We start from the raw sequence: 26,624 nt of genomic DNA on the forward strand, positions 1-26,624 counted from the left end.
TGTGATATTATTTATTATTCCTTATTATTTAATTATTATTTCGATATATTTGTTTACCATAAATTGGGCATTCATGTACCTTTATTTTAAATTTTAAATAACGGAATCGGTTTATACGAAACCAAAAACCTGCAGGCCAATTTAAATTACGTATTCCAAGGCGTTCAAATCTTGACCATGATAAAAAATAACACTTAATGAAATTAATAAAAAAGATCGACCCTAAAAGACCTGTTGAACCTGCGCCCAAATCCTTTTTTAAAAAGCTTGGTCCCGGTATTATTACGGCAGCTTTGGTTTTTGGGCCTGGCAGTTTGACCATTAATACCAAATTGGGTGCCAGCTACGGCTACAGCTTAATATGGGTTGTGGTTCTATCCATTATCCTTATGACCGCTTTTACTAAAATGTCTACCAGAATAGGCCTTTATAGTAGCGTTTCCTTAATGACACGCATTAAAACAGAAATGGGCAGGACCATTGCATTTTTAGTCGGTTTGGGCATCTTTTTAACTACGGCATCCTTTCAGGCGGGCAATACAGTTGGCGCGAGCCTTGCGTTTTCCGAAATGTTCTCATCCCCATTGGCAGTTTGGATCCTTCTTTTCACCCTATTGGCCATATCCTTATTATACTTTAAATCTTTTTACAAAATCCTTGAGAAGCTAATGATAGGATTGGTCATTCTAATGTTAAGCTCTTTTTTTCTTACTATAATAATGGTAGCGCCAAATATAGAACAGATAATCCTTGGGCTTATCCCATCTGTGCCAAGCGGGTCCGAATATTTAATCATAACCCTAACAGCCTCCAGTTTTTCTATAGTAGGTGCATTCTACCAATCCTACCTTGTCCAGGAAAAAGGTTCCGGTTTGGCGGACCTACAAGATTGTATACGGGAGAGCAGGACGGGAATCATTATTCTAGGATTGCTTTCATCGTTGGTCATGATTTGTGCCGCTTCTGTTTTAAAAAGCAATAATATAGATGTTCGTAGTGCTTCCGATCTGGGGCTGGCATTGGAACCCCTATTCGGCTCCTTTACCTCCTATGTTTTTATGATCGGTTTCTTTGCGGCTTCCTTCTCCTCTATGATAGGCAATGCCACAATTGGCGGCGTTATTCTGGCCGATACCCTATTCGGGGAGAGCAGCCTTCAAAAAGTCAGGGTTCGATCCATGATCGTACTAATAATCCTGATAGGCGCGATCATTGCCTTCATTTTTGGCGCACTTCCCCTGGAACTTATCATATTTGCCCAGGGAATAACCATTATGATAGTACCGATGACCGCTGTAATTCTATTAATGTTCGCAAACAGGAATAAAATATCCAATGAACTTAAAAATGGTAATTACACCAATGCCATAGGTGTTATTGGCATCACAGTGCTATTAATAATGTCCGTGTATAGTATTTATTATTTATTCTTTTAATATTTTAATTATTGTTGTCCGATAACATTTTTATAAATCATCATAAGTCCATTAATAACAATGATTATGAGACATTGACGCCTTTTGTACCCTGCTTTTTGATCCGATATATCTGGATAAAAAGGGATGCTTTAAATCAGCTGGTTATAATCGGATCTTTAGTCTTAAGGCTTGCAACGAAGTGGTCTTTTGTCTTTAACCGGACAATTATGTATTTTAATATTAAAATTGTACCATGGAAAGACATTCAGCATTAAAAATAAATCAAGTTTAAAATAAGCTATTAATTATAAAACATTGAATTATGATTAAAAAGGGGAGCCCGAACAGCAGAAGGGATTTTGTTAAGACCAGTGTACTGGCCAGTGGTGCCATATTCAGCGGATTACCTATTAAGGCAATGGCCAATAACAGGAGCAATACAATAAACGAACTAAAAATAGGACTTGTAGGCTGTGGTGGTCGGGGAACCGGGGCCGCCTATGAAGCCCTAAATACTTCTACAGCCGTAAAACTGGTTGCTATGGGAGAAGTTTTTGACGATAGACTCAACAGTGCCTACCAAAACTTAAAAAACGCCTTTCCCGATCAGATAGATGTCCCTGATACCCGAAAATTTATAGGGTTCAATGCCTACCTAAAAGTAATCGAACATTGCGATATTGTAATATTGGCAACCCCTGCCCCGTTCCGTCCGATTCATTTTGAGGCAGCCATTAATGCCGGCAAGCACGCCTTTATAGAAAAACCATTGTTTGTGGACATTCCCGGATATCTTAAAATAATGGAAACCAATGAACTTGCAAAACAAAAGCGTTTAAGCGTTGGCGTTGGACTTCAGCTACGGTTTGAGGGGGGGTATCAAGAGATGAAAGATAAAATTGCAGAGGGTGCCATTGGGGACATTACTTCATTGGACGTTTATTATAATGTAGGTGCTCCCGTCATATTTCCAAGACAACCGGAACAGACGGAAATGAATTACCAAATGAGAAATTGGAGGTACTTCACCTGGTTATGGGGAGGTCAGTTGGCCGGACAGGCCATCCATCAAATAGATATCATGAATTGGATAATGAACGATTATCCAAACACCGTAAATGGCTTAGGTGGCCGACAGGCCTATTCGGGACCCAATCAAGGAAATACCTATGACCATCATTATGCGGAATACGAATATTCCAACAAGGTGAAACTTCACGTTCAATGCAGAAATATTGACAATAACTGGAACAAAAGTGGCTTTCACATTCAAGGAAGCATAGGATATGCCGATGACAAATCCCAAATATTCAATTCAGCAGGCGAACTAATTTGGCGTTACCGTAATAAGGAGGAGGTTTTTGGTTCTTCCCAAAAATGTCAATCCCATTTCATCAACTCCATTTTGGAAAATAACCCCATAAATCAAGTGGAATACGGTGCCAAATCCACACTGACCACCATAATGGGAAGAATGGCGATCCACTCCGGTCAAAGGTTGAATCTGGAACAAGTCCTGGCTTCCAAAAAAACGATTCTACCCAACGAATTTACATGGGATGCCACAATGCCCGATATGCCGGGGAAAGATGGTAATTACGAAATCCCGATCCCTGGCAAAACAGAGGTTTTATAAACGCCATGTAAAGTAGGAATAGTCCAGGTTTTATCCTTTGGTTTTATCTATGCGCCGGCTGGCTCCTTCGCTAAAAAATCTACCAGACATTTTCTTTATGCTCGGCCCTGTCTTTTCCCGCAATACATCAAAACAACAATATGCTCTACAATAAATTTAATCTAGGTTTTTTTCCAACCCCTTTACATAAATTAAAAAAATTATCCAATAAGCACCCCAATTATAATCTCTTTATTAAAAGGGATGACCACACCGGACTGGCCTCTGGCGGCAATAAAACCAGAAAATTGGAGTATTTGATCAAACAGGCGCTGGATGAAAATTGCGATACCATTATTACCGCCGGAGCACAACAATCCAACCATTGCAGACAAACGGCCGCCGCTTGTGCAATGGCCAATTTGGAATGTCATTTACTGTTGGGTGGTAAAAGGCCCGAAGTTTATGAAGGCAACTTGTTGCTCTCTTCCATTCTTGGTGCCAATATTCATTTTACAGCTAAGAACAGAAAGGGGGAGGATATAGAAACCTTAAAAAACATACTGGACAAACAAGGGAAGAGGTGTTATGTAATTCCTTATGGAGGTTCTGATATCATTGGTGCCATGGGATTCGTTAATGCCGTTAGGGAACTAAAAGAGCAATTAACGGCACAACAATTGAAAATCGATTATATATTCTTTGCTTCAAGTTCCGGAGGAATGCAGGCAGGATTGACCCTAGGGAAAGAAATCTATACATTACATTCAGAGTTGATTCCGATCAGTATAGATAAGGATGAAACAAAGGGTGTTTCGCTGGAAAAAGTTGTTTTAGATATTATAAATGATGGATTTAAAAAATTTAAAATCGATAAAAAAATTCAAATTTCGGAAATTAACTTAAATAGGGATTACGACAAGGATGGTTACGGCGTGGTCACTGAAAATGAAAGAAATGCCATTTTTGAATTGGCAAGGAACGAAGGAATTTTATTGGACCCTGTTTACACTGGAAGGGCATTTTACGGAATGTTGGACTTCCTAAAAAAAGAAAAACTACCCCCTAATTCCAATGTCCTGTTTTGGCATACAGGTGGGTTGCCTGCCATGTTCACCTCCGCAAATCAACTTAAATAACTTCTGTTATGGTTGGTCCAACTTAAGAATTAGCATGTAAACTTTATTGGAAAAGCAGAAAATAGGTTTATTTAAATACCTGACATTTATATATCTTATCTTAATTATTTTTACAACTCTTAACCCTATGCAAAAAAAACTTAACTTAGGGTTAATATGCTTTTCCTTCTTAAAAAATATTTTAGCCATTATAAACAGCGTCTATATGAAACCCTTTTTTAAATGTCTTTTAGCCTTCGTAACAATAGTCCATATAGGCAGTGTGCTCCACGCGCAAAACGAAAACCCGACCTTTTCCCATACCATAAAAGAGGAATTGAAACCATGGACGAACAAGCCATTTTACAATAATCCCGATAATTTTCAATTTGCCATTGTCAGCGATAGAACAGGAGGGCATCGTGAAGGGGTATTTGGCAAGGGAATCGAAAAAATAAACCTATTGTATCCGGAATTCGTAATTAGCGTGGGCGACTTAATCGAAGGATATTCCAAGGACAATAGCCTGATAAATGCACAATGGAAGGAATTTGACAGTATTCTAAAGCCGCTTTCCACCCGTTTTTTCTATGTAGCGGGGAACCACGATTATTCCAACGAGGTAATGGCACAACAATGGAAGGAACGCTATGGCAAGGACTACTATCACTTTATCTACAAAGATGTACTCTTTCTTATCCTAAATAGCAACGATGGTGATGGGGTAATCATGGGCAAGGACCAAATTGCATTTTTAAAGGAAGCCATCGCCCAGAACAACAATGTACGCTGGACGATGGTTTTTATGCACCATCCTATGTGGGCCTACGGGGAAGCCAGTGGGTTCAATGAAGTGGAAGAAGCCTTAAGCGATAGAAAATATACCGTTTTCGCTGGCCATACCCATCGCTATTTGTTCGACGTAAGAAACGATCAAAATCATTATGTCCTAGCTACCACCGGCGGTGGAAGTAAGTTAAGGGGCCCCAAATTTGGAGAGTTCGATCATATCGGATGGGTGACCATGACGGACAATGGACCCAAACTAGCCAACATTGCCCTTTCAGGAATTCTTGATCATAACGTAAGCACCAGGCAAACAAATGAACTGGCCGTTTCGCTCATCAATGCAACCAATTTTAAAACCTTGGTCATGGCCAAGAAAACAGAAAGAAAAGCCATTCTATTGTTAGACAATACCTCCAACAAACCCATTCACTTTAAGGGCCAATTGTACCATCATCACCAGGTAAAACCCGATTCTTCCCGCTTTCAGCTTAGTCTGCCCCCCATGACTTCCTCTGAAATAGTCATAAAAACTGCCCCCATGGACGATTCCGATGCATCTACTTGGGATCCTTTGGAACTTGAATGGGAAATGAGCTACGATAACGCTTTTATGGAACCGGAATTCAGTTTGAGCGGTACCGAAATCATTGAACTAAGGCCGTCCCACACTGGTATATCCATAACGGAACAAGACATTTTTATAAAAGATCTACAAGTGGCTTTAACGCATCCCTATAAACAAGTTTCCGCCAAATTTACTTTGGACGGTAGCCAATTAAATGAAAATGCTCCCATATTCCCCGAGCGTCTGACCCTGGACAAGACCACCGTGCTTAATGTGAAACTTATGGATTCCGAAGGTTTTGAAAGTGCCGTACTCCAGAAAACCTATAAAAAGATAAAACCGGCGGAGGCAACAAAAAAATCAAGGAACGGCAAAAAGGGGCTGCAATACGCCTATTACGAAGGCAATTTTGATTCAGTACCTGATTTTAGCACCTTGAAATCGGTAAAAAAAGGCTCGGTCACCCTATTGGACCCAGACAAGATCGGTGAAAGATTGGACCATTATGCCATTCAATATAAAGGTTTCATCAGCATACCGGAAACAGGAATATATACTTTTTATTTAAAGTCCGATGATGGATCTAAACTTTATTTGGACGGTGAACTCTTAATAGATAATGACGGCTCGCACGATACCTCAACAAAAACTGGTCTAAAAGCACTCAAAAAGGGCAAGCATCCCGTTCGGATCGATTATTTTGAAGACTTTTTAGGAGAGCATTTGCAATTGGACTTCTCCGGACCTACTGTAGAAAAATCGCCAGCAATATTTTGGCATTAACTTTTAGCTCAATGTTAAATAAGGTGAAGTAGATTTTGTTATATGACAAAATTCAATTTTGCAAAATTTTCCTCAATTTTTGTCATGTACTTATGAAGTAGATTTAAAATGAAACACCCCAAATAATACGCCCATCAAGAGTTCATAACCTCTAAACGATTTTTGCGAAATAGCAAAAACACTGCCACTGCTATTCCATTTTTTCGTAAGGCCAATGGGTATCTATCCCTTGAGCACGAATAAGGCTTTGAAATTTCCGTACGGCAGTAGCATCTTTATAAACTTCTTGTGGGCTTCTCCCCAATTCCATTAAAAAAGGAACAAACATCCCTATGGCCTCCCCAATACTCCATTCCACGGGATGCAATCTATAACATCCATTGGTAAGGTGGGTGGTGCCAATATTTTTATTTACGGGAAATATATTTTCCATCCGTTGTGGAATCAACGCTCCCAAGGGAATCTGAAACGGAAGGGAAGCAAAGTCTATATAATTGTCCCCCCCACTACTGGGATGCAGATCAATGTGGTAATATCCAATCCCTACACTATCCTCAAAATTTGCAGCCCGGGCTTCGGTTTCCGGCACCCCTAGGATACCTGCTCTTTGCGTTGCCCCCACATGATGTTCGGTAACGCGAAATAACGGCTTGATCCTTCTAGATTCCCTTATATAGGGATATTTTGCCAAGCCATCATTGGTTCCCATTACGTCCGGTCTCAGTCTTATTTCCGGCCAGCCTTTTCCGCCATCGGCCCTGGGAGCTTCCGTTTGCAGCCAGTACAAGAGGGAAAGACTTAATTGCTTGGCCCTATTCACATGATATTTCAGTTCACTGTTGCCTACATCTACTATATTCCCTAAAAAATAATCGTTTTGGGGATAATTTACCAAGGTAATATCCCCCGTAAGAAACCCCTCTTCAAAATTATCCTTGGCCAGGATTCTGCGATAGTTCCAAAGGTTCAATACATTCCCCAAGCTATTGCCCCGTGGGTCGAAACCTAAATTCTTTGGCAACAGGGTACGGGGGTTGGAATAGTTGAGCTCGAGTAACTTTCCGGCCCATGGCATTTTCATTTCGGGTCTAAAGTCGCGCCAAAATCCGTACTCCTCCGGCCGGTCTATGGTCCAATCCTCCTTGGGCCTGTTATCCATAGCAAAGCAGACGGTAAATGCCTGATTGTTGGTGGGGTCCGCCATTTCGGCCGCATGCAGCTCCCCTGTATCGGATTTGGCTTCCGCTCCGCAAACGTATTCGGTACCCGTCATGGGCAATAAATCGCCCAATTCCGTGGCATCCGCAAAGAAAGGAGCCCTTAAATTCCTAATCTCGCCCGTGGGAAGGGTTTTAACGCTTACCGATTGCACCTTGTTTACAAAGGTAGTAGCCTCCAAAGCCACCGTTTCTTTTAAAAGGACCAGTTTACCGGCACTGATATAGGGATCCAACATGGTTTCCAGCACACGTAACGAAATTTTGGGCTCATGACTAATTTCGGACACGGAGGCATTACCGGGATTGAACCTTTCGTTCCCCGAAAGTTCCGGTTTCAAGGGATAGTTATTGCGATAATATTGCCTGATTTTTTTTCGAAATTCCCTGTATAAAGCAGTAGCTCCAAAATCGTTGATCCATTTATGCTCGTCCGGAGGTACGCCCTGTTGGGTCAATTGCCCGCCTATCCAATCAGTTTCCTCTGTCATTATAACCGTCAGGCCATTGCGAAGTGCCCCCAAGGCCGTGGCACACCCACCTGTTCCCCCGCCTATTATTACCAGATCTGCTTTTAAGACCCTCCCTTCTAAATTTATACTGTTGACCTTTTTGGAATTCTTCTTTTTTTGGGATGCATAAATTGGATTTAAGACCACCAACCCACTACTTGCGGCCAAATTACCTAAAAAGTTTCTTCTCTTCATGTATAGATATTTATTGTGCTTTAGCGGTCATACCTGCCCGACTTCATCGTTCCCGTCCGTACCGGAAAGGGCGGACAGGCTGGTGTAATTCGCATATCTTCCTTTGGGTTTACCGGCCAGAATGAATCTTTCGGGCCGGCGACCAAATTTTGGTCATGCTCATTTCATCGTTACTAAATTACAAAAATGCCCGTATTGCCAAATATTGAGGAATTACCAATATTAACAAGGAACTCTAAGTAAATGACAAAAATCGTCTTAACAGGGTTTCTCGGAAAATCCGTTTTACCCCAAACCCTAAAGGGAGCCTGATTTTCCTTGATTTCACCCCTGCCCGACTACTTCGTTCAGGCGGGCTTTAGGGTCGGGGTCAAAAATCGAGGAAAATCTTGCGAAATGGAATTTTGTCATGTATTAAATAAGAAAACTAAAATAGTCATTTTTCGTCTCAGGTTGAAATGTTGATGCCTATAAGACGAATTTCTATAATACCTATATGCCATTCCATTTCAACTCCATAATCCATTCATTAATTTAAGATCCAAATTCTTATTGCCGGTAAAAAAAAGAGACAACAGTTTCCCATTGTCCCTTTTTACAACTAACCTAACTCAAACTGTTTTTGGCCAAATCCGAATAACCGAATTGACTACTGCTTCATTTCCGACCGTACCGATTTTATCCAGGAACTATGTAACTGTAACAGTTCGTCCATCTTCTTTGGATTGGATTTGGTCAAATTGTTCTTCTCGCCGATGTCCTCATCCAAATTGACAAGGTACAGTTTGTCCAAATCTATTTTCTCCCTACTTCCCGATGGTTCGTTTACATTGCCTATAAGTTTCCACGGACCCTTGCGTACTGCCCATTGGGCCGTTTTGTCATCATAGTTCCCAAACTGCCAGTGCACCACCCCGTGTTCGGTTTCTTTTTCGTTGTCCATAATGATGGGCATAAGGCTTTTGCCGTCGATATTATCGGACACCTTGGAATTGGTCAGTTCCGCAATGGTGGCAAACCAATCCATTTCCATACTCAATTGATCGCGAACTTCATTAGCGGGAATTACCCCCGGATAACGTATAATGGCGGGTACACGAATGCCTCCTTCGAACAGACTAAATTTACTTCCCCTATAAGGTCCGGCATTACCCCCTCCCCAAAAGGCCCTTTCCTCCAGGGAATGTCCATGATCGGATTGAAAAACGACTATGGTATTGTCCGCTATCCCCATCTCGTCCAGATAGTCCAGCACATTCCCTATTTTCTCGTCGGTGTTGGACACAAAGGCGGCATATTCCTTTCTGGGCGTGGGGAGGTCCTTGTAATGGTCCAACCACTTTGTAGTTCCCTGATATGGATAATGGGGCGCATTAAAGGCCCAGTAAATAAAAAACGGCTTGTCCTGTCTATGGTTAATGACCTGCTTTATTTCTTCCACCATCAGATCGGAAAAATGCTGACCGTTGTAATAGACCTCTTCCGAGTTTCTGTACAGGTCGTGCTTGTTGGGACCGTCCCAATAAAAGGTATGGGAATAATTATCGATACAGCCCCGCTGATGCCCGAAGAAATAATCGAATCCCTGTCCGTTGGGCAGGTTCTGTTCCCTGTGGCCAAGGTGCCATTTACCGATGAGGGCGGTATAGTAGCCATTGGGCTTTAGCATTTCGGCCATGGTAATCTGCTCGGTAGGCAATCCATGTTCCCCGCTCATTTCCGCACGTTCCGGTATGGGCACATTGCCTTCAAGACCTGCCCTCAAATTGGTCTTGCCCGTCATTAGGGCGGCACGTGAGGGGGAACACACCGGTGCTCCTGCATAGAATTGGGTGAACCTCACCCCCTCCTTCGCCAACCTGTCCATATTGGGGGTATACAGGTCGGTAGCCCCGTAACTGTTGAGGTCTATGGATCCCTGGTCATCGGTCATAATTACAATAACGTTGGGCTGGCCTTTTACCCCGGTCTGGGAGAAAACTCCCTGGGAAAAGATTAAAAGAAGTACTGTTACGGCAAAGCCCAATGGTTTCTTGAATACTTTCATCTATTTATATTGTTTTAAATTTTACTCATCCCCATTACTATCGGGAACTACACCCTTAAAAATCATCCCCGTGTGTGAATGAGGTTCTCTTGGATGTCCTTTTTGTTACTTTGGAAATTGATTTAATTATAATAAAGAATTGCGGATAAACCTATTCTATCCAAACATTATTTCCATTCCCCCTTTTAGAACCAAAAAGAGAAATTATTCCCATTGTCCCCAATTTAAATAAGAATCAATAACCCGGATTCTGTTCCAAATTAGTGTTTAGTAAAACATCCCTATCCGGTAAAGGCCATAGGTAGTCCCTTGACGGATTAAAACTACGTTTCTCTATCACATTGCCATCTTTGTCCACACCATCCGCGTTCATAACGGTTTCTGCAGTTCGCCATCTAATAATGTCTTTATAATAGAGGCCTTCACCTGCAAATTCGACCCTTCTTTCCAAACGGACGATATCCCTAAACTCTTCCTTGCTTAAACCTGGAACAACATCCGGCATGTCTACGGAGACACGGTTCCTAACCAAGTTGATCGCATCATACGCCCTGTCCGTAGGACCGTTCAGCTCATTCTCCGCTTCTGCAATAGTCAATAAAACTTCTGCGTATCGAATCACAATTGGGTTTATTTCCGATTGGTTTGGTTGGGGGGGCGTCCTTGCCACATCATCAACATAATAGGTATATTTCTTAAAGGCATATCCCGTTAGATCTGCAAATAGTTCATCCCCTGTTACCAACTGACCATTGAACATAGATCCAATGGTAATTAAGGTGTGGGATAATCTTGGGTCTCTATTCGCACTGGGATTTTCCGGATCATAAAGGTCCGAAGTGGAGATTGGCTCTCCATCGGTCATTAAATAAGCTTCGAACAGATCTTTGAAAACATTTCCCTGTTGGAACAATTCGTGATAATTGTTGGTCGCCTCCGGAAATTGAAATTGAACATCGAATATTACTTCGTTATTACCTTCATTTTCCAAAAGAAAAAGTCCGCGATAATCAGGAAATAGGTCGTACACTTCCAAATCTATAACTGCCTGTGCGGAAGAAAGTGCCTCATCCCAATCTTCATTGTACAATGCGGTCCTGGCCTTAAAAGCCAAAGCTGCACCCTTGGTTATCCTGCCCCTATCCGAACTGGTATATGAAGTTGGCAAATCGGCCACGGCCACGTCCAAATCCGAATAGATTACTTCAAGTATTTCCGCCTTGGTATTTCGGGGCAATTGACCTTGGTCGTTATTATTGGGAGGATCCAAAATTAAAGGTACCCCTCCATAATACTCTACCAGATTATGATAATAGAAAGCCCTTAAAAAACGTGCCTCGGCCTTATATCGCCTTTTTATATTTTCGTCCATTGGTACCAAATCGATATTAGCCAAAAGGGTGTTTGTACGCCCAATTCCCTCATAGCAGATAGTATAACGGGAATTGATAAGCGGCAATGTAGGATTGTTGTCTCCCCTGGCTATGGAGGAAGCCCCACTACCATCGTCAATCTCAAATGAGTTTGGAGTTATATCCTCCAATTTCAACAACCAAGACCCTTCTCCCCTATAAGGGGCCAACAACGATTCGTAGCAACCTGTAAGTGCCGACTTGGCATTTACCTCGGAGGTCCAGAAAGTTTCTACATTGCTCTGGTCGGCAGGTTCCAAGTTTAATTGATCACTGGAACAACTGGCAGAAATTATTAGCCCACAAATTATTGCGGATATATATGTGATTTTTTTCATCGTATTTTTTTTTAGAATGACAGGTTAAGACCCATGGTATAAATCTTCGTTGATGGATAGTTGAAAAAATCATTCCCTAGCAACTCTGTTTCCGGATCAAAATCTTTCAACGAAGTAAACGTAAGCAAGTTCTGCGCGTTGCAAAAAATAGACAACTTGGTCATTCCTATTTTTCTCAATATTTCCGGATTAAAATCGTACGATAATTGGATATTTTTCAACCTAAGATAAGAGGCATCGAGCAGCCAATAATCACTATCCCTAAAAAGTGTGTTCTGGGTATCCTGATACCTTGTTATTATTGGAAAACTGGCATCCCTGTTATCCGGGGTCCAGGAATCATTGGCCCAGCCCACCGGCAAGGAAGTTCCGAACCAAAAGGGAACCCCTGACACATGCTTATTATAGGTTTGTACATCCTCAACCCCTTGCCAAAAAGTATTTAGGGAAAAGTTTTTGTACGCCAGCTTAATGTTGAACGAATAGGTATATTTGGGTATGGTATTCCCTGTAGCCTTTCTATCGTTCAGGTCTATAACCCCGTTATTGTCCAAATCCTTAAAACGTATATATCCCGGTTGGGTATCGGCACCCTGAAACGCATGGGCATCAATTTCCTCCTGTGATTGGAACAAGCCATCCGACTCATAGAGGTAAAACTGGTTTATAGGCCTTCCTTCCTGTGTAATATTGAACGGTCCCCTACCATCCGAAGAAAAATCGTCCAGAATAATCTCGCCATTGAGATTCACCACCTTGTTGGTGATGTAGGTAAGATTTCCGGAAACATCGTAGCTAAAATCACCTACAACATTTCTGTATCCCAAGGATAATTCAACCCCTTTGTTTTCAATAGTACCGATATTTCTGATCGGCCCCCCCAAAGCGCCTACCTGCGATGGAATTCCGACAGGTCTTAATACATCCTCGGTTGTTTTTTCGAAGTACTCCAGGCTGGATGATAATTTACCATTAAAAAAGGTGGCGTCCAGACCAAAATTGGTAATGGTAGTGGTCTCCCAGGAAATTTCATCATCATTGTCCACAAGAACGGCAGTGCCCGGGTTAATGGTACCGCCAAAAATGTAATCCTGACCTGGGGATATTAAATCCAGGTATCGGAACAATCCAATACGTTCATTGCCCAATTGCCCCCAAGAAGTCCTAAGTTTTAATTGGCCCAACCATTCTATATCTTTAAGGAAATTTTCCTCGTTCAACCGCCATCCGGCCGAAACGGATGGAAAGAATCCCCATTTATTTCCCTCAGCAAAGCGTGAAGAACCGTCATAGCGAAAATTGGCCTCCAACAAATATTTGTTGGACCACACATAATTGGCTCGGCCAAAGTAAGAGATCAGGCTAGATTCGGTAGTAGTACCGGATACAATTGGATTGGTACTTCCTGCATTCAACTCGAACAAATCATTACTTAGATACCCCTCATTACTTGCGTTGAAAAAGCTTCGATTGAATTTCTCAAAACTGTTTCCCAACAATATGGATAAATCGGTATTGTCATTGAAGGACCTGTTCCAGTTTAAGGTATTAAAAATGGTCCAGTTTTGTGATTCGTCGTCTCCCTGATCTACCCCTCTTTCCTGTCCTTCGAAGGTTACAAAAGGATTCCCCCCGGCTTGAATTTGGGTAGGCTCTTTGGTCTTTGCATCATAAAGGGTTATTTGGGGAGTAAATATTTTTAGCCGTTGGGCATCACTTGTGAAACCCATATTGATCTTGTACTTTATATCCAATGGCAGACTAATTTCCGCAAAGGCGTTAAGAAACAATTTTATGTTCCTGATATCGGTGCCCCCCTCATCGGTAAGGGCCAGTGGGTTCCGGAAGCGTCGGTGTCCGGGAATATCGAAGAAATTCATTCCGTAATTCCCATCCTCCAATTTGGCAGGATGATAGGATTGGGCCTTAAAGATCATTTGCATTACTTCCGGGATCCCTTGCGGGGCCCCTCCTGGAGAAATCCGGCCAACAGGCTCGTTCCTATCCTTGTAAGATACATTGAAGGTGCCCCCAATGGTAATTCTTTCGTTCATTACCGAATTAATGTTCAGGTTGGCCGTATACCTTTTGGAATCCGTACTCCTTAACACCCCATTTTGATCCAACAGACCCAAGGATAGGGCAAAAGAAGTTTTATCACTACCTCCCGTAAACCTCAGGTTATGTTCTTGGATAAACGAAGGGTCGAACATTATATCATACCAATCGTTGTTGGGGTAGGTAAAGGGATCGGTTTGCATTCCGGCCCGGTATTCATCTATTAGGCTTTGGGGAAAAACCAATGCATTTTGGCTAGTTCCAAAATTTAATTGGGCCAGGGAATACAGTTCCATCCACCTAATTGGGTCTTTCACCACCCTTGGCAATGAAATAACCTCCTGTATACCAACCGAGGTACTATAGGATATTTCCGATTTCTGTGAACCCTTCTTTGTTGTTACCAAAACTACCCCATTGGCGGCCCGAGATCCATAGATGGCTGCAGAAGCAGCATCCTTTAGAACGGTTATACTCTCAATATCGTTTGGATTTAGATCATTAATGGAAAATTCTATTCCGTTAACAAGAATCAAAGGGTTATTGTCGTTCAAGGTTCCAACACCTCTTACCCTAATGGTTGCAGCATCGTTCCCCGGCTGTCCACCAACTTGATTTATATAGACCCCCTGAACTCCTTGAAGTGCTTGACTAGCACTTGTAATTGGCCTATTCTCCAAATCCTCACTCTGTACACTCGAAACTGCACCTGTAAGGTTCAACTTCTTCTGCGTTCCAAAACCTACAACCACAACCTCATCAAGTCCGGCCGAACTCTCTTCCAAAACAACACTTAGATTGGTCTGACCGTTAACCGGAACCTCCTTGGTAGCAAAACCTATATAGGAAACTACCAATACGGCATTATCATTATTGAGGTCTATTGAAAAGTTGCCGTCAAAATCAGCCTGGGTTCCATTGGTGGTTCCCTTTTCAAGAATGTTTGCACCGGTCAATGGGGTACCATTTTCATCGGTAACCTGCCCCGATACCTGAATTTGATCCGGAACTTTATCAACATAGGATTGATCGGGAACCTCTATGGGTACTACTGGCTTTTGATTACGCGTTAAAATAATCTGCGTATCCCGAACTTTATACGTGGTATTGGTGCTTCCAAATAAAGTGGCAAGCACCTTGTTTATGTTCTCTTGGTTGGCCCTTAGCGACAATTTGCGCTGCAAGTCTACATCCTTGGTCTTGTAGATAAATCGAAAATCGGTTGCAGATTCAATATCATCTATTATGTCTCGGACCGTTGCGTTCTCGATATCCAAGGTAACCTTAGTTCTCTGCGCATAACTGTCATTGGCCTTCAACCCTAAAAGGGTCATGAACAGCAATAACGTGGTCAGTTTCATTTTTAGGTCGAATTTCAACAAAGGTATACCCAACCCCCATTGGTTAATTTGTTTTTTCATATTTTTGAATGTTAATTGTGGTTAGCATATAATTGCGCAATCACTCTTTATAACCGGGAAATGTTAGCGCATTTTCCGGTTTTTTGTTTTTATCAAAACCTTGGTGATGGCATGTTCAATAATTTTGGTTTACGTCATATATTTGGTTTTTTGGTTCAACTTCTTTGCTTGGCCTATCTGATCAAGACCTTATTGTTTTCAATTAGATATTCAATTTTATGGGTGTCATTGAAATAACTGAGCACCTTTTCCACCTCAACATTGTCAAAACTTGCATTAAAAATCTCCTGGCCCAGTTCCGTATTGGTGTTTTCAATTTCAATATTATAATGGCGCTCCAATTTGGTCAAGATGCTGTTAAATGTCAGGTCCCTGAATACCAAATGCCCTTGCATCCAAGAGGTGTATAAACTGGCATTTACCTCATTGACCGTGATACTGTCCGAATTTTGCTTGTAAGATCCCTTTTGCCCTGGGGACAGTTCTACCACATCCCCTTCTATCCGATCCTTTTTGTTCAGGTTCACACTGCCTTCAACCAACACCACATCTATATACTCATCCTCAATATAGGCCGAGACATTAAATTGGGTACCCAGCACCCTTACTTCCAAATCATCCACATTCACTATAAAAGGGTTGGATGCATTCTTAGCTACATCAAAATACGCCTCCCCGGAAAGAAATACCTTTCGTGGACCTTCACTTAAAAAATCTACGGGATATCTTAATGAACTCCCCGCATTTAGATGTACCATAGTCCCGTCCGACAGTTGGATCTGAAATTTTTTTCCCTTGGGTATTTTTAAAGTATTAAAAACCAATGCTGTCTTTTCAGCTGCCTTGGAGTAGCTGATCTGATTCTGATTTTGGGTTCCTATAACATTCCCTTTGGAGTCCTTGACTTCTATGGTTCCATTAACATCAATGGTTTGTATGGTACCATTGTCCAATTGCAGGGTGATAATTTCATCCTTGGGAACCAGTACGTTCCGGTCCTTATTTGTAAGTAAACTTTGTTGATAGAGGTACCCCAAGGCCAATAATAATACCATCGCCGCCGCATACCTTGACCAATTGGGGAACAGCTTTTTAACGGGCTTTTCATGACCACCTATCTGTTGGCTTACCTTGTTATAGGCTTGGTCAAGATTACTCTTTAAAGTGGCCAGGTTAAGATCGTGATAATCCCGAACATAGGACTCAAGTATGGCTTGGTTTTTGGGATCCTTCAACCAGCTTCTTAGCTCTAGAATTTCATTTTCGGTTATCGTACCAAGAACCAGTTTTGTTATATTTTTTTTCATTATATTTTGCCACATTTACACTGGTGCAGTGATTCTTTCAAAACCACCTTTGTTACACATTACATAATCAATACTGTAAAAAATTACAAAACCCTTAAAAGGAATTAAAAAAAAATTTGATATTCGCACTAATTGTATAAAAATCAACCCATTCAACACCCAGTTATAATGAGTGAAATTGAGGCAGTAATTGCCATGAAAAAGGGAAACCGGAGTGCTTTCAGGGATCTATTCAACAGGTTTTATGACCGACTTGTAGCGTATATCTCTACCTATACCCATGATAATGTACAATCCGAGGATATTGTACAACATGCCTTTATCCGGTTTTGGGAAGATAGGGCCAAATTGGACGAAACCAAATCCCCAAAAGCGTACCTCTATGCCATTGCCTACAACAGATATATAGATACCGTTAAAAAGGCGAAAAAACAGGAAAAACTTTTGGGTCAAATCTGGGAACGTGCTTTGGTGGACAGAATTCAGGAAGACTCGGATGTCCTGGAAGAGCGCATCCAGAAAATGAAGCAGGTAATCGATTCCCTGCCCCCGAAATGCAAGGAAATTATAATGTTGAATAAAATTCAAGGGGTAAAATACAAGGACATTGCCGAACAAATGGGAATTTCCGTAAAAACAGTGGAATCACAAATGCGGATCGCATTTACCAAAATAAGGGAGGCCTTTAAGGAAGACCCCGCCCTTCTGTTTATACTATTAAAGTGATGTTCTACTTTGTATAGTTCTGGGAGCATATCCCAGAAGCTACTAACTTGAATGGCCTTGTACGTTATTGTAATAATAGTCAAGAAGAAGCTTTAATGTTAGATATTAGAATTGAGATACTAGATGCTAGAAATTTTGACATGCCAACTTAACATTACATAGTTACCTTGGATGAAAATTTTTATCCAAAGGATCTTTATCCATTTTTCTTGCAAATAACTTTCCAAAATTTCTCAGCAGGCTTATTTCCTTTACTATTTAAGGGTTCATTTATTTCTTCGGCTACCTTCAGTCCAAATGCTCCAAATTCTTTTTCCAAAGAATTGAAGTCATAAAAAAATAGTGCTACCCCGTGTTTGGTGAGGTAGGTATTACTACTGATTTTCCCACCTTTTCCATAACGGGCATCATTTATTGAAAGCATAATAAAGACCATAATACCATTATCCTCAAGTTGATCATAACAGTCCTGGATCAATTTTGCACGCTCATTTTTTTTCAATAGATGAATTAGGGCATAGCAAAAAATACCGTGGTACCTTTCTTTGCCAAATGGCATATCAACAACAGATCCGTGATATAGTCTATACTCGCCTTTTATATGTTCTTTAGATATTTCAATGGCCGTTTTTGAAATTTCTATCCCCGTTACATCAAATCCATCTTCGATAAAGGTTTTTGCATTTCTGCCATAGCCAAAACCGGGAATTAGAATTTTATTAATGTTGTTTTCCCGAAATAAGGCTTTCACCGCCAAGGTGGTATCCGCAGGTTGCCATCCCCATATTGTTCTTTTACCCAAAAAATTAGATTCCCAAAATTCCTTCATAACTTTCTATTATTTAGTGGCATGTTTTGTCTTCCAAAATGTGGCACTCATATCCGTTTTTATTTATAAGTGAAATAATATGCTGTACGTTAATTGTGGCTCCCTCAACACGTAAAATACTATGATCACAAGGGTAGTTTACTATTGGTGCCTCTAAATCAAAATGGATCTGCAAATCCAAAAAATACGTTTTAAGCTCTTCTATCATTTGCTTTGCAAGCACTTGATTTGGGATGTTGGTAGTGAATACTTCTATCATAATATTAATTTTTACCCCCTCGGGGCAGGCCTGCCTTTGTCGGCAGACAGGCCCGTCCGAACGGCAGGATCCCTTATGTGGGATTAAAAATGTTCTTTGGTCAATTCGGCGTTGACCATTGCCCCGGCAAGATTTCCACTGGCAACGGCAGCAGCCACGGAACGCATCCTTGTGGAATTGTCGCCACAGGCATAAATGCCCGCTATGGTTGTCTGTTGAAACTCATTCACTTTGATATAGCCCTGCTCTGTCAATTCACAGCCCAAGGAAACCGGTATGTCGGAATTTTGAGAAAAGGGAAGTCCGGCATAAATGGCATCAAAGGCTAGTTTTTTCCCATTGCTAAATAGGACCTTTTGGAGGTGGCCATCCTGATGTTCTATTCCCGCAACTTCGGTTTCAATGACAGCTATCCGATGTGATTTCAGTTTTACCAATTGTTCAGAAGTGAAATCCGCCTTAGCGGTCGTCAGAATGCTTATGTCATCCGTAAGGTTGTTCACCAGTGATGCCAAATGAAAAGCACGTTCACCATTGGCCATAATAGCTGTTTTCTTATTTCGAAATTCATAGCCGTGACAATAGGGACAGTGAATCATTGAAATTCCCCAACATGCTTCAAAACCTTTAATCTTTGGGATCAGATCTTTTATCCCGGTAGCAATAATGAGTTTTTGGGCTGTAACTACATTACCTGATTGCGTGGTAATTGAGAAGCCATTTTTATTTTTTTCCGCACTCAATGCAAGATCGTTAACAAAATCTACGGTCTTGTATTGCAACAGCTGTTCTTTGGCAATTGCCGTTATTTGATGGGGTGGGACGCCATCTTGGGTAATAAAATTATGGGATTGGGGTGTCTGCCTGTTACAGGGCAGGCCACTATCTATGATCAACACTTTTCTCAGGGAACGTCCCAGTGCCATTGCTGCAGAAAGGCCGGCATAACTTCCGCCAATGATAATTACTTCAAAATTTTTAGTTCGCATTGTTTTTAAATTTAATTTGTCTCAAAAATGTGACATATTGTTGTAAATTTTTTTAAGGTGCTATAGCTTTTATATAGGAGGTCCATGCAAGGTCCTTGATTTCCTCCATACTTTTGGTTGTGACTTCCCTTGCATTTACCGTACTCTCAATTATTCCGGAATGCAAAACCTGTATCCATTCGGGTGACATTGCCGGATTTACTTTTCTGTCTTTCTGTAATTCGATAATAATATGCTGAAATTGGTTATAGATATAATCGTAATCCGCACAATTTTTATTGTTAGGGGTATGCTTGTGATCTTTGTCTTGGTGCAGTTTATAAAAAACTGAATATTTTGCCCCACATTCAATGCCTGCATAGAGCATGCGTTCCAGTTGGGTATAGGCATCATTGCTACTTTGAATGGCCGCTATCATTGCTTTCTTGCAACTCGATTCTATGGCCTGCCTACAGATGGCCACCAGTTCGTTACGATCCTTAAAGTAACGGTGCAAGGTCCTTCTGGTCACATTCGCATTATCCGCCACCTTTTGCAAAGGGGCCGACAAATCTTCATTGAAGATCCTGATCGCAGATTCTATGATTCGTTTTTTTGTATCTGTCATAAGATGAGGCAAAGATACAAATATTTCTCAAATGTGTGACATTTTTTATTTTATCTTTTCTCTTCATCGATTTCAACAAACAAAACCAGTTTATATTAAATGAAATAACCTCTCTACTCCACGCCCGAACGGGCTGTTCGGTACGGGCGGGCGGTCGAAGTGACTATCAATAGTCCGGTCGAGCGGAGTCGAGACCTGAATTCAATGACCAAACATTACAGCACCTGACAAAATTTAATTTCACTAGGTTTTCCTCAATTTCTCACCCCGACCCTAAAGCCCGCCTGTCCGCCCGTTCCGGTACGGACGGGAACGAAGTAATTGGGCAGGGGAGAAATCAAGGAAAATCAGGATCCCTTTAGGGTTTGGGTAAAACTGATTTTCCGTGAAATTTTGTGAATACGATTTTTGTGCGGTTCTTAAACCAAACATACATAACATAACACTAGGAATCGTATTACTTTTGGTTGACAAGGATAACCCATACAATTCCGATCTATTATATGTTTATAGCCAGTGCTTTAAGATTGTAGTATTGGGAGAAATTGGCCCTCAAGATGTTTTTTATAGCGTTCTTTATACGTATCTATGCGGTCCTGGGTCACGTTCTTTTCCAATTCATGAAAATGGATACCATCCATTCGTTCCAGGGATAAAAAGGCGTTCATTCTATGGAATCCGAACAATACCCCATCGTCCACGCTGGTTTGGTCAAAAAATTCCCCCGGTAGGGTAAAAGCGGTATCCGGGGCATTCCAAGTAGTAGTGCCCATATACTTTCTGTCATGCAGCAAACCCCCGGTACCATAGTTTATAGATGGATTATCGCTTTTTCGTCCGTCACTATAGTACATCCCCTTTCTATGGCCTGCCGTAAATACAAGGTCTACATATTTCTTAAGACCATACGGCATTCCAAACCACCAAACCGGAAAGTGGTAGATAATGACATCCGCCCATACATACTTACCAACTTCTTCGTTTAAATCATAGGCTTCATTGATATCGGTTGTTTTTAGTTCAAAACCGTTTTCCGGAACAAAGAATTCCTTGTCCAACTCCAACAAGGTACTATTGAATTTGCCTCCCGAATGTCCAAACTGCTGCCCTCCGTTAATCGAAAATATTTTTTTCATTTATTTAAAAATTTTTATTAATCTAAAAATGAGAGTAATAAATATTTTCTGCATAAATCAACCGCTACGCTTTACTCACGGACATATTATTTTTATTGTGTTCGTGAACCTTTCGGTTTCGCATAAACCTGCCTGCCGGCAGGAAATTTAATTGTTTTGGTCGGCATGCAAAAAATTAATTTTGTTTATGCTCATTTCATATCCTTATTTATTGTCAGGTACAAATTTCTATCATCTATTATTATTATCAAAATAACTTAAATTGTATATTTGTATCATAATTATAATAATTATGCAATGGAATCTAGAATGGTTAAGAACCTTTAAGGCGATTTATGAAAACGGAACCTTGTCCGCTGCCGCCCATGAATTATTCATCTCACAACCCGGAGTAAGCCTTCACCTGAACACCCTTGAAGCCTATGTAGGTTATAAATTATTTGACCGTTCGCCCAGAAAAATGGTACCGACGGAAAAAGGGAAAATGCTTTACAATTATATTCTTGAACCCCTAAAAAAATTGGGAGTAGCAGAACAGCATTTTCATAAGCGATCAACGCTTGAAAGGGCTACCATTAGTGTAGGGATGTGCTTTGAGACCTTTCAATATACTTTGGAAGAACATATTCCCGACCTTTCCTTTAACCTCATCATCAAATTTGGAGAATATCCGCAAATGCAGCAAGATCTCGATAATGGTTTGTTGGATCTCATTGTTACGCCACAGAAGGGCAATCAGAATAATCTAAAATATGAAGCCTTCTCAAAAGAGAGGGTCATTTTGGTGGCCGGCAAAGGAAATGATATTCAAGAATTGGAGCAATTGTTGAGTGACAGGAATATGGACAAGGTTCGCAATTTTCTTAAACAACAACTTTGGTACAGTACGGCTGCCGACATGGAGCATTTGAAAAATTTCTGGTTGAAAAATTTTGGGGAACACCCGGATTTTAGTCCCAATTACATTGTGCCCAATATCAGTTCCATTATCCGATGTCTAAGCAAAGGTAGCGGTTTTTCGGTAGTACCCGATTTTCTCTGTAGGGATGCCATTAGCTCTGGAGAGATAAAGCCGGTATGGGAAGGGAATAATCCTCTGGAAAACACACTTTATTTTGGCACCAGAAAAAAAACGATGTACCAACCGGAACTGGAGCAATTGCAAAAAATCTTTAAGGAAAAATGGGAGGATGTTGGCGAATAAGATTTTATGTCTTTAAAAAAAGGGTAATTGGTGATAAAGAATCCAATAAAGAGATATGGAAAAAATAACAAAATACCAAAACCAGGGCCCATCCCTTAAATAGTACAGAAATGCTCTAAAAGATGGGCCATAGCATAAAAGGTCAAAGACTTAATCTATAATTACTGGCACTCTGCGTAACAGGAAGCCATCATATCATTACACTCCTGAGGGGTAAACGAACCCCCGGCAATGCAGGCAGCAACCTCTGCATCGCAAAAGGCACAAGGAAAAGTAAGGGCCGTTTGTGTATCGGTATCGTTTATTAAGGCTTCCAATTCCCTATCTTGGTGGGAAGATGAGACAAATAACGTACCAAATAGGAATAGAGCAGGAAGGGCAAGTAAGAACTTTTTGTTTTTCATAATTATCTGATTTTCGTTTAACAAACTATTATACATTTTGTTAAGATATAAAAAAATCTTACTTTTTTTAAAGTAAATATCTTTCGCTGTCCCAATATTTATCACTCCAATACTTGAACTCCCTTAAACATTTCCAAAACACTCGTTGTAATGTTTTATACAACTATCTAAATGCCATTCAGGATAGTACGTTCATAAATATAATCCCACAAAGCCAGGACAATCCTACTTCAAGCAACCATCCAAAGCAATCATTTCTTCAACTGTTGGACTGCATTTCCAAAAGGCAATTTAATCCAAAGTGCTATCTTTAAATTTTTATTTCAAGCCAAAGCACACAACATTATGGAACCAACAACACCTCTTGTAAAAAACGGCATCCTTTTCGCCCTCCTTTTATGTATTTGCCAGCCTTCCTTTTCACAGGAAAAAGAAGAAGCCAAAAAAGACAAATGGGATGTCAACACCCCTGCCCTGCCCTTTAAAAAGGTCTCCATTGCCACCAATGAAGGGTCTTGGATAAGCCTGGATGTAAGTCCGGACGGGAGCCAGATCGTTTTTGATATGCTGGGCGATATCTATACCATGCCCATCAGTGGGGGCACCGCCACCCTGATACGGGGCGGACATGCCTATGAGGTGCAGCCCCGATATAGTCCGGATGGAAAACACATCAGCTTTACCAGCGATGCCGCTGGTGGCGATAATATTTGGGTGATGAACACCGACGGTTCCGAAGCCGAACAGATTACCAAGGAAGATTTTAGATTGGTAAACAATGCGGTCTGGTCCGTGGACGGAAACTATATATTTTGCAGAAAACATTTTACCTCTTCCCGTTCCCTGGGTGCTGGCGAAATATGGATGTACCATAAATCCGGTGGCAAGGGCATTCAACTTACCAAAAGAAAAAATGACCAACAGGATGTTGGAGAGCCCTGGGCTTCACCAGATGGCAAATATGTCTACTATAGCGAGGACGTTTATCCTGGAGGTTCTTTTCAGTACAACAAGGACCCCAATAGCCAGATCTATGTCATAAACCGCTATAATCTTGAAGATGGGGAAACAGAAAGGGTAACGGGCGGACCGGGAGGGGCCATTCGTCCGGTCATATCCCACAAAGGGGATGTAATGGCTTTTATTAAAAGGGTAAGAGAAAAAACAGTGCTATACCTGCACGACCTTAAAACTGGGAGGGAATGGCCTGTATACGACCAACTAAGCAAGGACCAACAGGAAGCATGGGCCATATTTGGCCCTTATACGGGTTTCAATTTTACCCCTGATGATAGTTCCATCATTATTTGGGCCCAAGGAAAAATTAAAAAAATTGAACTGAATTCCCTAAAAGCTACGGATATTCCCTTCAGGGCCACAGCCGAACACAAGATCGTAAATGCCCTAAAATTTAAAAACGATGCCGCAGCGGATACCTTTACCGCAAAGGCCATACGCAATGCGGTAACCTCCCCCGATGGAAAAACGTTAATATTCAACGCCGCCGGTTACCTATGGAAAAAAGCACTTCCCAATGGCACCCCTTCCCGACTGACCACGGGAACGGATCTGGAATATGAGCCCGCCTTTTCCAAAGACGGAAAATACCTGGTATATGTAAGTTGGAACGACGAGCAAATGGGTGCCATAAATAGATTGGACCTCACTTCCAGCAAAAACCGCCCAATTAAACTGACCACCGACAAGGCCATTTACAGGGAACCCAACTTTTCCCCTACAAACAACAACCTTATTGTTTACAGGGAAGAGGAGGGCAATCAGCATCAGGGTTATGTGCATACCAAAGAGCCCGGAATCTATCTTATGGAGGTAAGTGAATCCAGAAGATCCGGCATCACCTCCAGTAAAAAATTGATGGTGAAAGAAGGTGCATTTCCCAGCTTTAACAAGGATGCCACTAGAATCTACTACCAAACGGGAGGGTATCTTTTGGGGAATATTACCAAGACCCTAAAATCTGTCAACCTTCAGGGCAAGGAAGAACGGGAAATTGTAACATCCAAATACGCACAACGGATCATCCCTAGTCCGGACGATAATTGGTTGGCCTTTACCAATTTGTACAAGGTATATATTGCAGCCCTTCCCAAAACGGGCAATACCATTGAATTGGACGGCAAAGCCACCAATGTTCCAGTAGCCCAAGTGGCAAGGGATGCCGGTATTAACCTGCATTGGTCTCCCAATAGCGAATCGTTAAATTGGACCCTGGGCGATGCCTATTTTAAAACCGGCATCAATCAACGGTTCCCCTTTTTGGAAGGCGCTCCGGATAGCATTCCGGCCATGGATACCTTAGGCCTTAAAATAGGTCTTAGCCTGCCTACGGACAGTCCAAAGGGCAGCCTCGCCCTTAAAGGTGCCAGGATCATTACCATGAACAATGATGAAGTTATAGAGAACGGCACCCTCATAATCAACAACAATACAATTACAGCCATTGGTTCCAGCGATGCGGTGAACATCCCTGCCGATGCCAAAATTTTGGATGTTAGTGGTAAGACCATTATGCCGGGATTAGTGGACGTACATGCCCATCTTAGCCATTTTAGATTTGGCTTGAGCGCCCAAAAACACTGGCCCTATTATGCCAATTTGGCCTATGGGGTAACCACCACCCATGATCCTTCCGCCAATACCGAAGTGGTATTCTCCCAATCTGAAATGGTAAAGGCCGGCACTATGGTGGGCCCCAGAATATTCTCTACCGGAGTTATTTTATATGGAGCGGATGGCGACTTCAAGGCTACGGTGAACAATTTGGAAGATGCCAGATCGGCCATTCTAAGGACCAAGGCCTTTGGTGCCTTTTCCGTAAAAAGCTACAATCAGCCAAGAAGGGACCAAAGACAACAGATCATTAAAGCGGCCCAAGAAAAACAGATAGAAGTGGTGCCGGAAGGGGGTTCTACCTTCTTTCACAATATGTCCATGATTTTGGACGGACACACCGGAATTGAACACAACATACCGGTAGCTCCTATTTATGACGATGTCCTCCAATTATGGGCGGCCAGCGAAACGGCCTACACCCCTACCCTAATCGTTAATTACGGTGGCCTGAACGGAGAATACTTTTGGTATCAGACCACCAATGTTTGGGAAAATGAAAAGCTTTTAAAGTACACCCCAAGAAGCATAATAGATGCGCGCTCCAGACATCGGACCATGGCACCTATCAAAGAGTATGAAAACGGTCATATCCTAGTGGCCAATGCTACCAAAAAATTGGCCGATGCGGGCGTAAAAATAAACTTAGGTGCCCATGGGCAATTACAGGGCCTTGGTGCACATTGGGAGCTTTGGATGTTGGCCCAAGGGGGAATGGGCAATATGGAAGCCTTAAAAGCAGCCACCATTAATGGGGCCTCTTACCTTGGAATGGCAGAACAACTGGGCTCTTTGGAAGAAGGGAAATTGGCCGATCTGATCGTCTTGGACAAAAACCCTTTGGAAGACATTCAAAATTCCAACTCTGTAATCTATACCATGATCAACGGGCGCCTATATGATACGGAGACCATGAACGAGGCAGGAAACTACAACAACCCTAGAAGCCCTTTCTATTGGGAGATGAGCGACTATGCCCCTGCTTTTGATTGGCATGGGGAAACACATACGGGATGTTCCTGTGAGGTTGGGCATTGATCTATA

At 41.7% G+C, this 26,624-nt stretch carries 18 protein-coding genes; 7 read left to right on the forward strand and 11 right to left on the reverse strand.

Annotated features, from left to right (window positions below):
- The first annotated feature begins 197 nt into the window (after positions 1 to 197).
- The 4 genes from D0S24_RS08560 to D0S24_RS08575 all read left to right on the forward strand — a co-directional run bounded on the left by D0S24_RS08560 (position 198) and on the right by D0S24_RS08575 (position 6,288).
- Positions 198 to 1,436 carry an Nramp family divalent metal transporter gene (locus D0S24_RS08560; RefSeq protein ID WP_117019468.1) on the forward strand — a complete coding sequence of 413 codons (1,239 nt, stop codon included), beginning with the start codon at positions 198 to 200 and terminating at the stop codon, positions 1,434 to 1,436.
- A 304-nt stretch (positions 1,437 to 1,740) separates the two neighbouring features.
- Positions 1,741 to 3,054, forward strand: coding sequence for a Gfo/Idh/MocA family protein (locus D0S24_RS08565; RefSeq protein ID WP_117019469.1), 1,314 nt, complete (start codon positions 1,741 to 1,743; stop codon positions 3,052 to 3,054).
- Between the two features lie 140 nt (positions 3,055 to 3,194).
- Positions 3,195 to 4,172, forward strand: coding sequence for a D-cysteine desulfhydrase family protein (locus D0S24_RS08570; RefSeq protein WP_117019470.1), 978 nt, complete (start codon positions 3,195 to 3,197; stop codon positions 4,170 to 4,172).
- Positions 4,173 to 4,377: 205 nt separating this feature from the next.
- Positions 4,378 to 6,288 (forward strand): PA14 domain-containing protein, encoded by a 1,911-nt coding sequence (locus D0S24_RS08575; RefSeq protein WP_181938057.1) that lies wholly within the window; start codon positions 4,378 to 4,380, stop codon positions 6,286 to 6,288.
- Between the two features lie 190 nt (positions 6,289 to 6,478).
- Here D0S24_RS08575 and D0S24_RS08580 read toward each other — a convergent pair whose 3' ends face one another.
- The 5 genes from D0S24_RS08580 to D0S24_RS08600 form a co-directional block, all read right to left on the reverse strand.
- Positions 6,479 to 8,212: an FAD-dependent oxidoreductase gene (locus D0S24_RS08580; RefSeq protein WP_117019472.1), complete on the reverse strand. Its 1,734-nt coding sequence runs from the start codon at positions 8,210 to 8,212 to the stop codon at positions 6,479 to 6,481.
- 649 nt (positions 8,213 to 8,861) lie between these two features.
- The gene (locus D0S24_RS08585) at positions 8,862 to 10,259 is read right to left on the reverse strand and encodes a sulfatase (protein ID WP_117019473.1); all 1,398 of its coding nucleotides are present in this window, start codon (positions 10,257 to 10,259) and stop codon (positions 8,862 to 8,864) included.
- Between the two features lie 235 nt (positions 10,260 to 10,494).
- Positions 10,495 to 12,009, reverse strand: a complete 1,515-nt coding sequence (locus tag D0S24_RS08590; RefSeq protein ID WP_117019474.1) for a RagB/SusD family nutrient uptake outer membrane protein — start codon at positions 12,007 to 12,009, stop codon at positions 10,495 to 10,497.
- A gap of 11 nt (positions 12,010 to 12,020) precedes the next feature.
- Positions 12,021 to 15,488 (reverse strand): TonB-dependent receptor, encoded by a 3,468-nt coding sequence (locus D0S24_RS08595; protein WP_117019475.1) that lies wholly within the window; start codon positions 15,486 to 15,488, stop codon positions 12,021 to 12,023.
- A gap of 173 nt (positions 15,489 to 15,661) precedes the next feature.
- On the reverse strand, positions 15,662 to 16,795 hold the full coding sequence (locus tag D0S24_RS08600) for a FecR family protein (protein WP_251795753.1): 1,134 nt from the start codon (positions 16,793 to 16,795) through the stop codon (positions 15,662 to 15,664).
- Positions 16,796 to 16,963: 168 nt separating this feature from the next.
- Here D0S24_RS08600 and D0S24_RS08605 point away from each other — a divergent pair, with 168 nt between their 5' ends.
- Positions 16,964 to 17,521, forward strand: coding sequence for an RNA polymerase sigma factor (locus tag D0S24_RS08605; RefSeq protein ID WP_117019477.1), 558 nt, complete (start codon positions 16,964 to 16,966; stop codon positions 17,519 to 17,521).
- Between the two features lie 196 nt (positions 17,522 to 17,717).
- Here the strand turns inward: D0S24_RS08605 and D0S24_RS08610 are convergent, their stop codons facing one another.
- From D0S24_RS08610 to D0S24_RS08630, 5 genes are all read right to left on the reverse strand, one after another.
- On the reverse strand, positions 17,718 to 18,350 hold the full coding sequence (locus D0S24_RS08610; protein WP_117019478.1) for a bifunctional 2-polyprenyl-6-hydroxyphenol methylase/3-demethylubiquinol 3-O-methyltransferase UbiG: 633 nt from the start codon (positions 18,348 to 18,350) through the stop codon (positions 17,718 to 17,720).
- 13 nt (positions 18,351 to 18,363) lie between these two features.
- Positions 18,364 to 18,609, reverse strand: a complete 246-nt coding sequence (locus tag D0S24_RS08615) for a hypothetical protein (RefSeq protein ID WP_117019479.1) — start codon at positions 18,607 to 18,609, stop codon at positions 18,364 to 18,366.
- Between the two features lie 83 nt (positions 18,610 to 18,692).
- Positions 18,693 to 19,598: an NAD(P)/FAD-dependent oxidoreductase gene (locus D0S24_RS08620; RefSeq protein WP_117019480.1), complete on the reverse strand. Its 906-nt coding sequence runs from the start codon at positions 19,596 to 19,598 to the stop codon at positions 18,693 to 18,695.
- 52 nt (positions 19,599 to 19,650) lie between these two features.
- Positions 19,651 to 20,205, reverse strand: a complete 555-nt coding sequence (locus D0S24_RS08625) for a TetR/AcrR family transcriptional regulator (protein ID WP_117019481.1) — start codon at positions 20,203 to 20,205, stop codon at positions 19,651 to 19,653.
- A gap of 521 nt (positions 20,206 to 20,726) precedes the next feature.
- The gene (locus tag D0S24_RS08630; protein ID WP_117019482.1) at positions 20,727 to 21,341 is read right to left on the reverse strand and encodes an NAD(P)H-dependent oxidoreductase; all 615 of its coding nucleotides are present in this window, start codon (positions 21,339 to 21,341) and stop codon (positions 20,727 to 20,729) included.
- Between the two features lie 292 nt (positions 21,342 to 21,633).
- Between D0S24_RS08630 and D0S24_RS08635 the strand changes: the two genes are divergently transcribed.
- Positions 21,634 to 22,545, forward strand: coding sequence for a LysR family transcriptional regulator (locus D0S24_RS08635; RefSeq protein WP_117019483.1), 912 nt, complete (start codon positions 21,634 to 21,636; stop codon positions 22,543 to 22,545).
- A 161-nt stretch (positions 22,546 to 22,706) separates the two neighbouring features.
- Here the strand turns inward: D0S24_RS08635 and D0S24_RS08640 are convergent, their stop codons facing one another.
- Entirely contained in the window at positions 22,707 to 22,949 is a 243-nt protein-coding gene (locus D0S24_RS08640; RefSeq protein ID WP_147321443.1) for a hypothetical protein, read from the reverse strand.
- A gap of 345 nt (positions 22,950 to 23,294) precedes the next feature.
- Here D0S24_RS08640 and D0S24_RS08645 point away from each other — a divergent pair, with 345 nt between their 5' ends.
- Positions 23,295 to 26,618 (forward strand): amidohydrolase family protein, encoded by a 3,324-nt coding sequence (locus D0S24_RS08645; RefSeq protein ID WP_117019485.1) that lies wholly within the window; start codon positions 23,295 to 23,297, stop codon positions 26,616 to 26,618.
- Positions 26,619 to 26,624 lie beyond the last annotated feature (6 nt).

It is taken from the genome of Arenibacter sp. P308M17, from assembly GCF_003426735.1.
Taxonomy (GTDB): domain Bacteria; phylum Bacteroidota; class Bacteroidia; order Flavobacteriales; family Flavobacteriaceae; genus Arenibacter.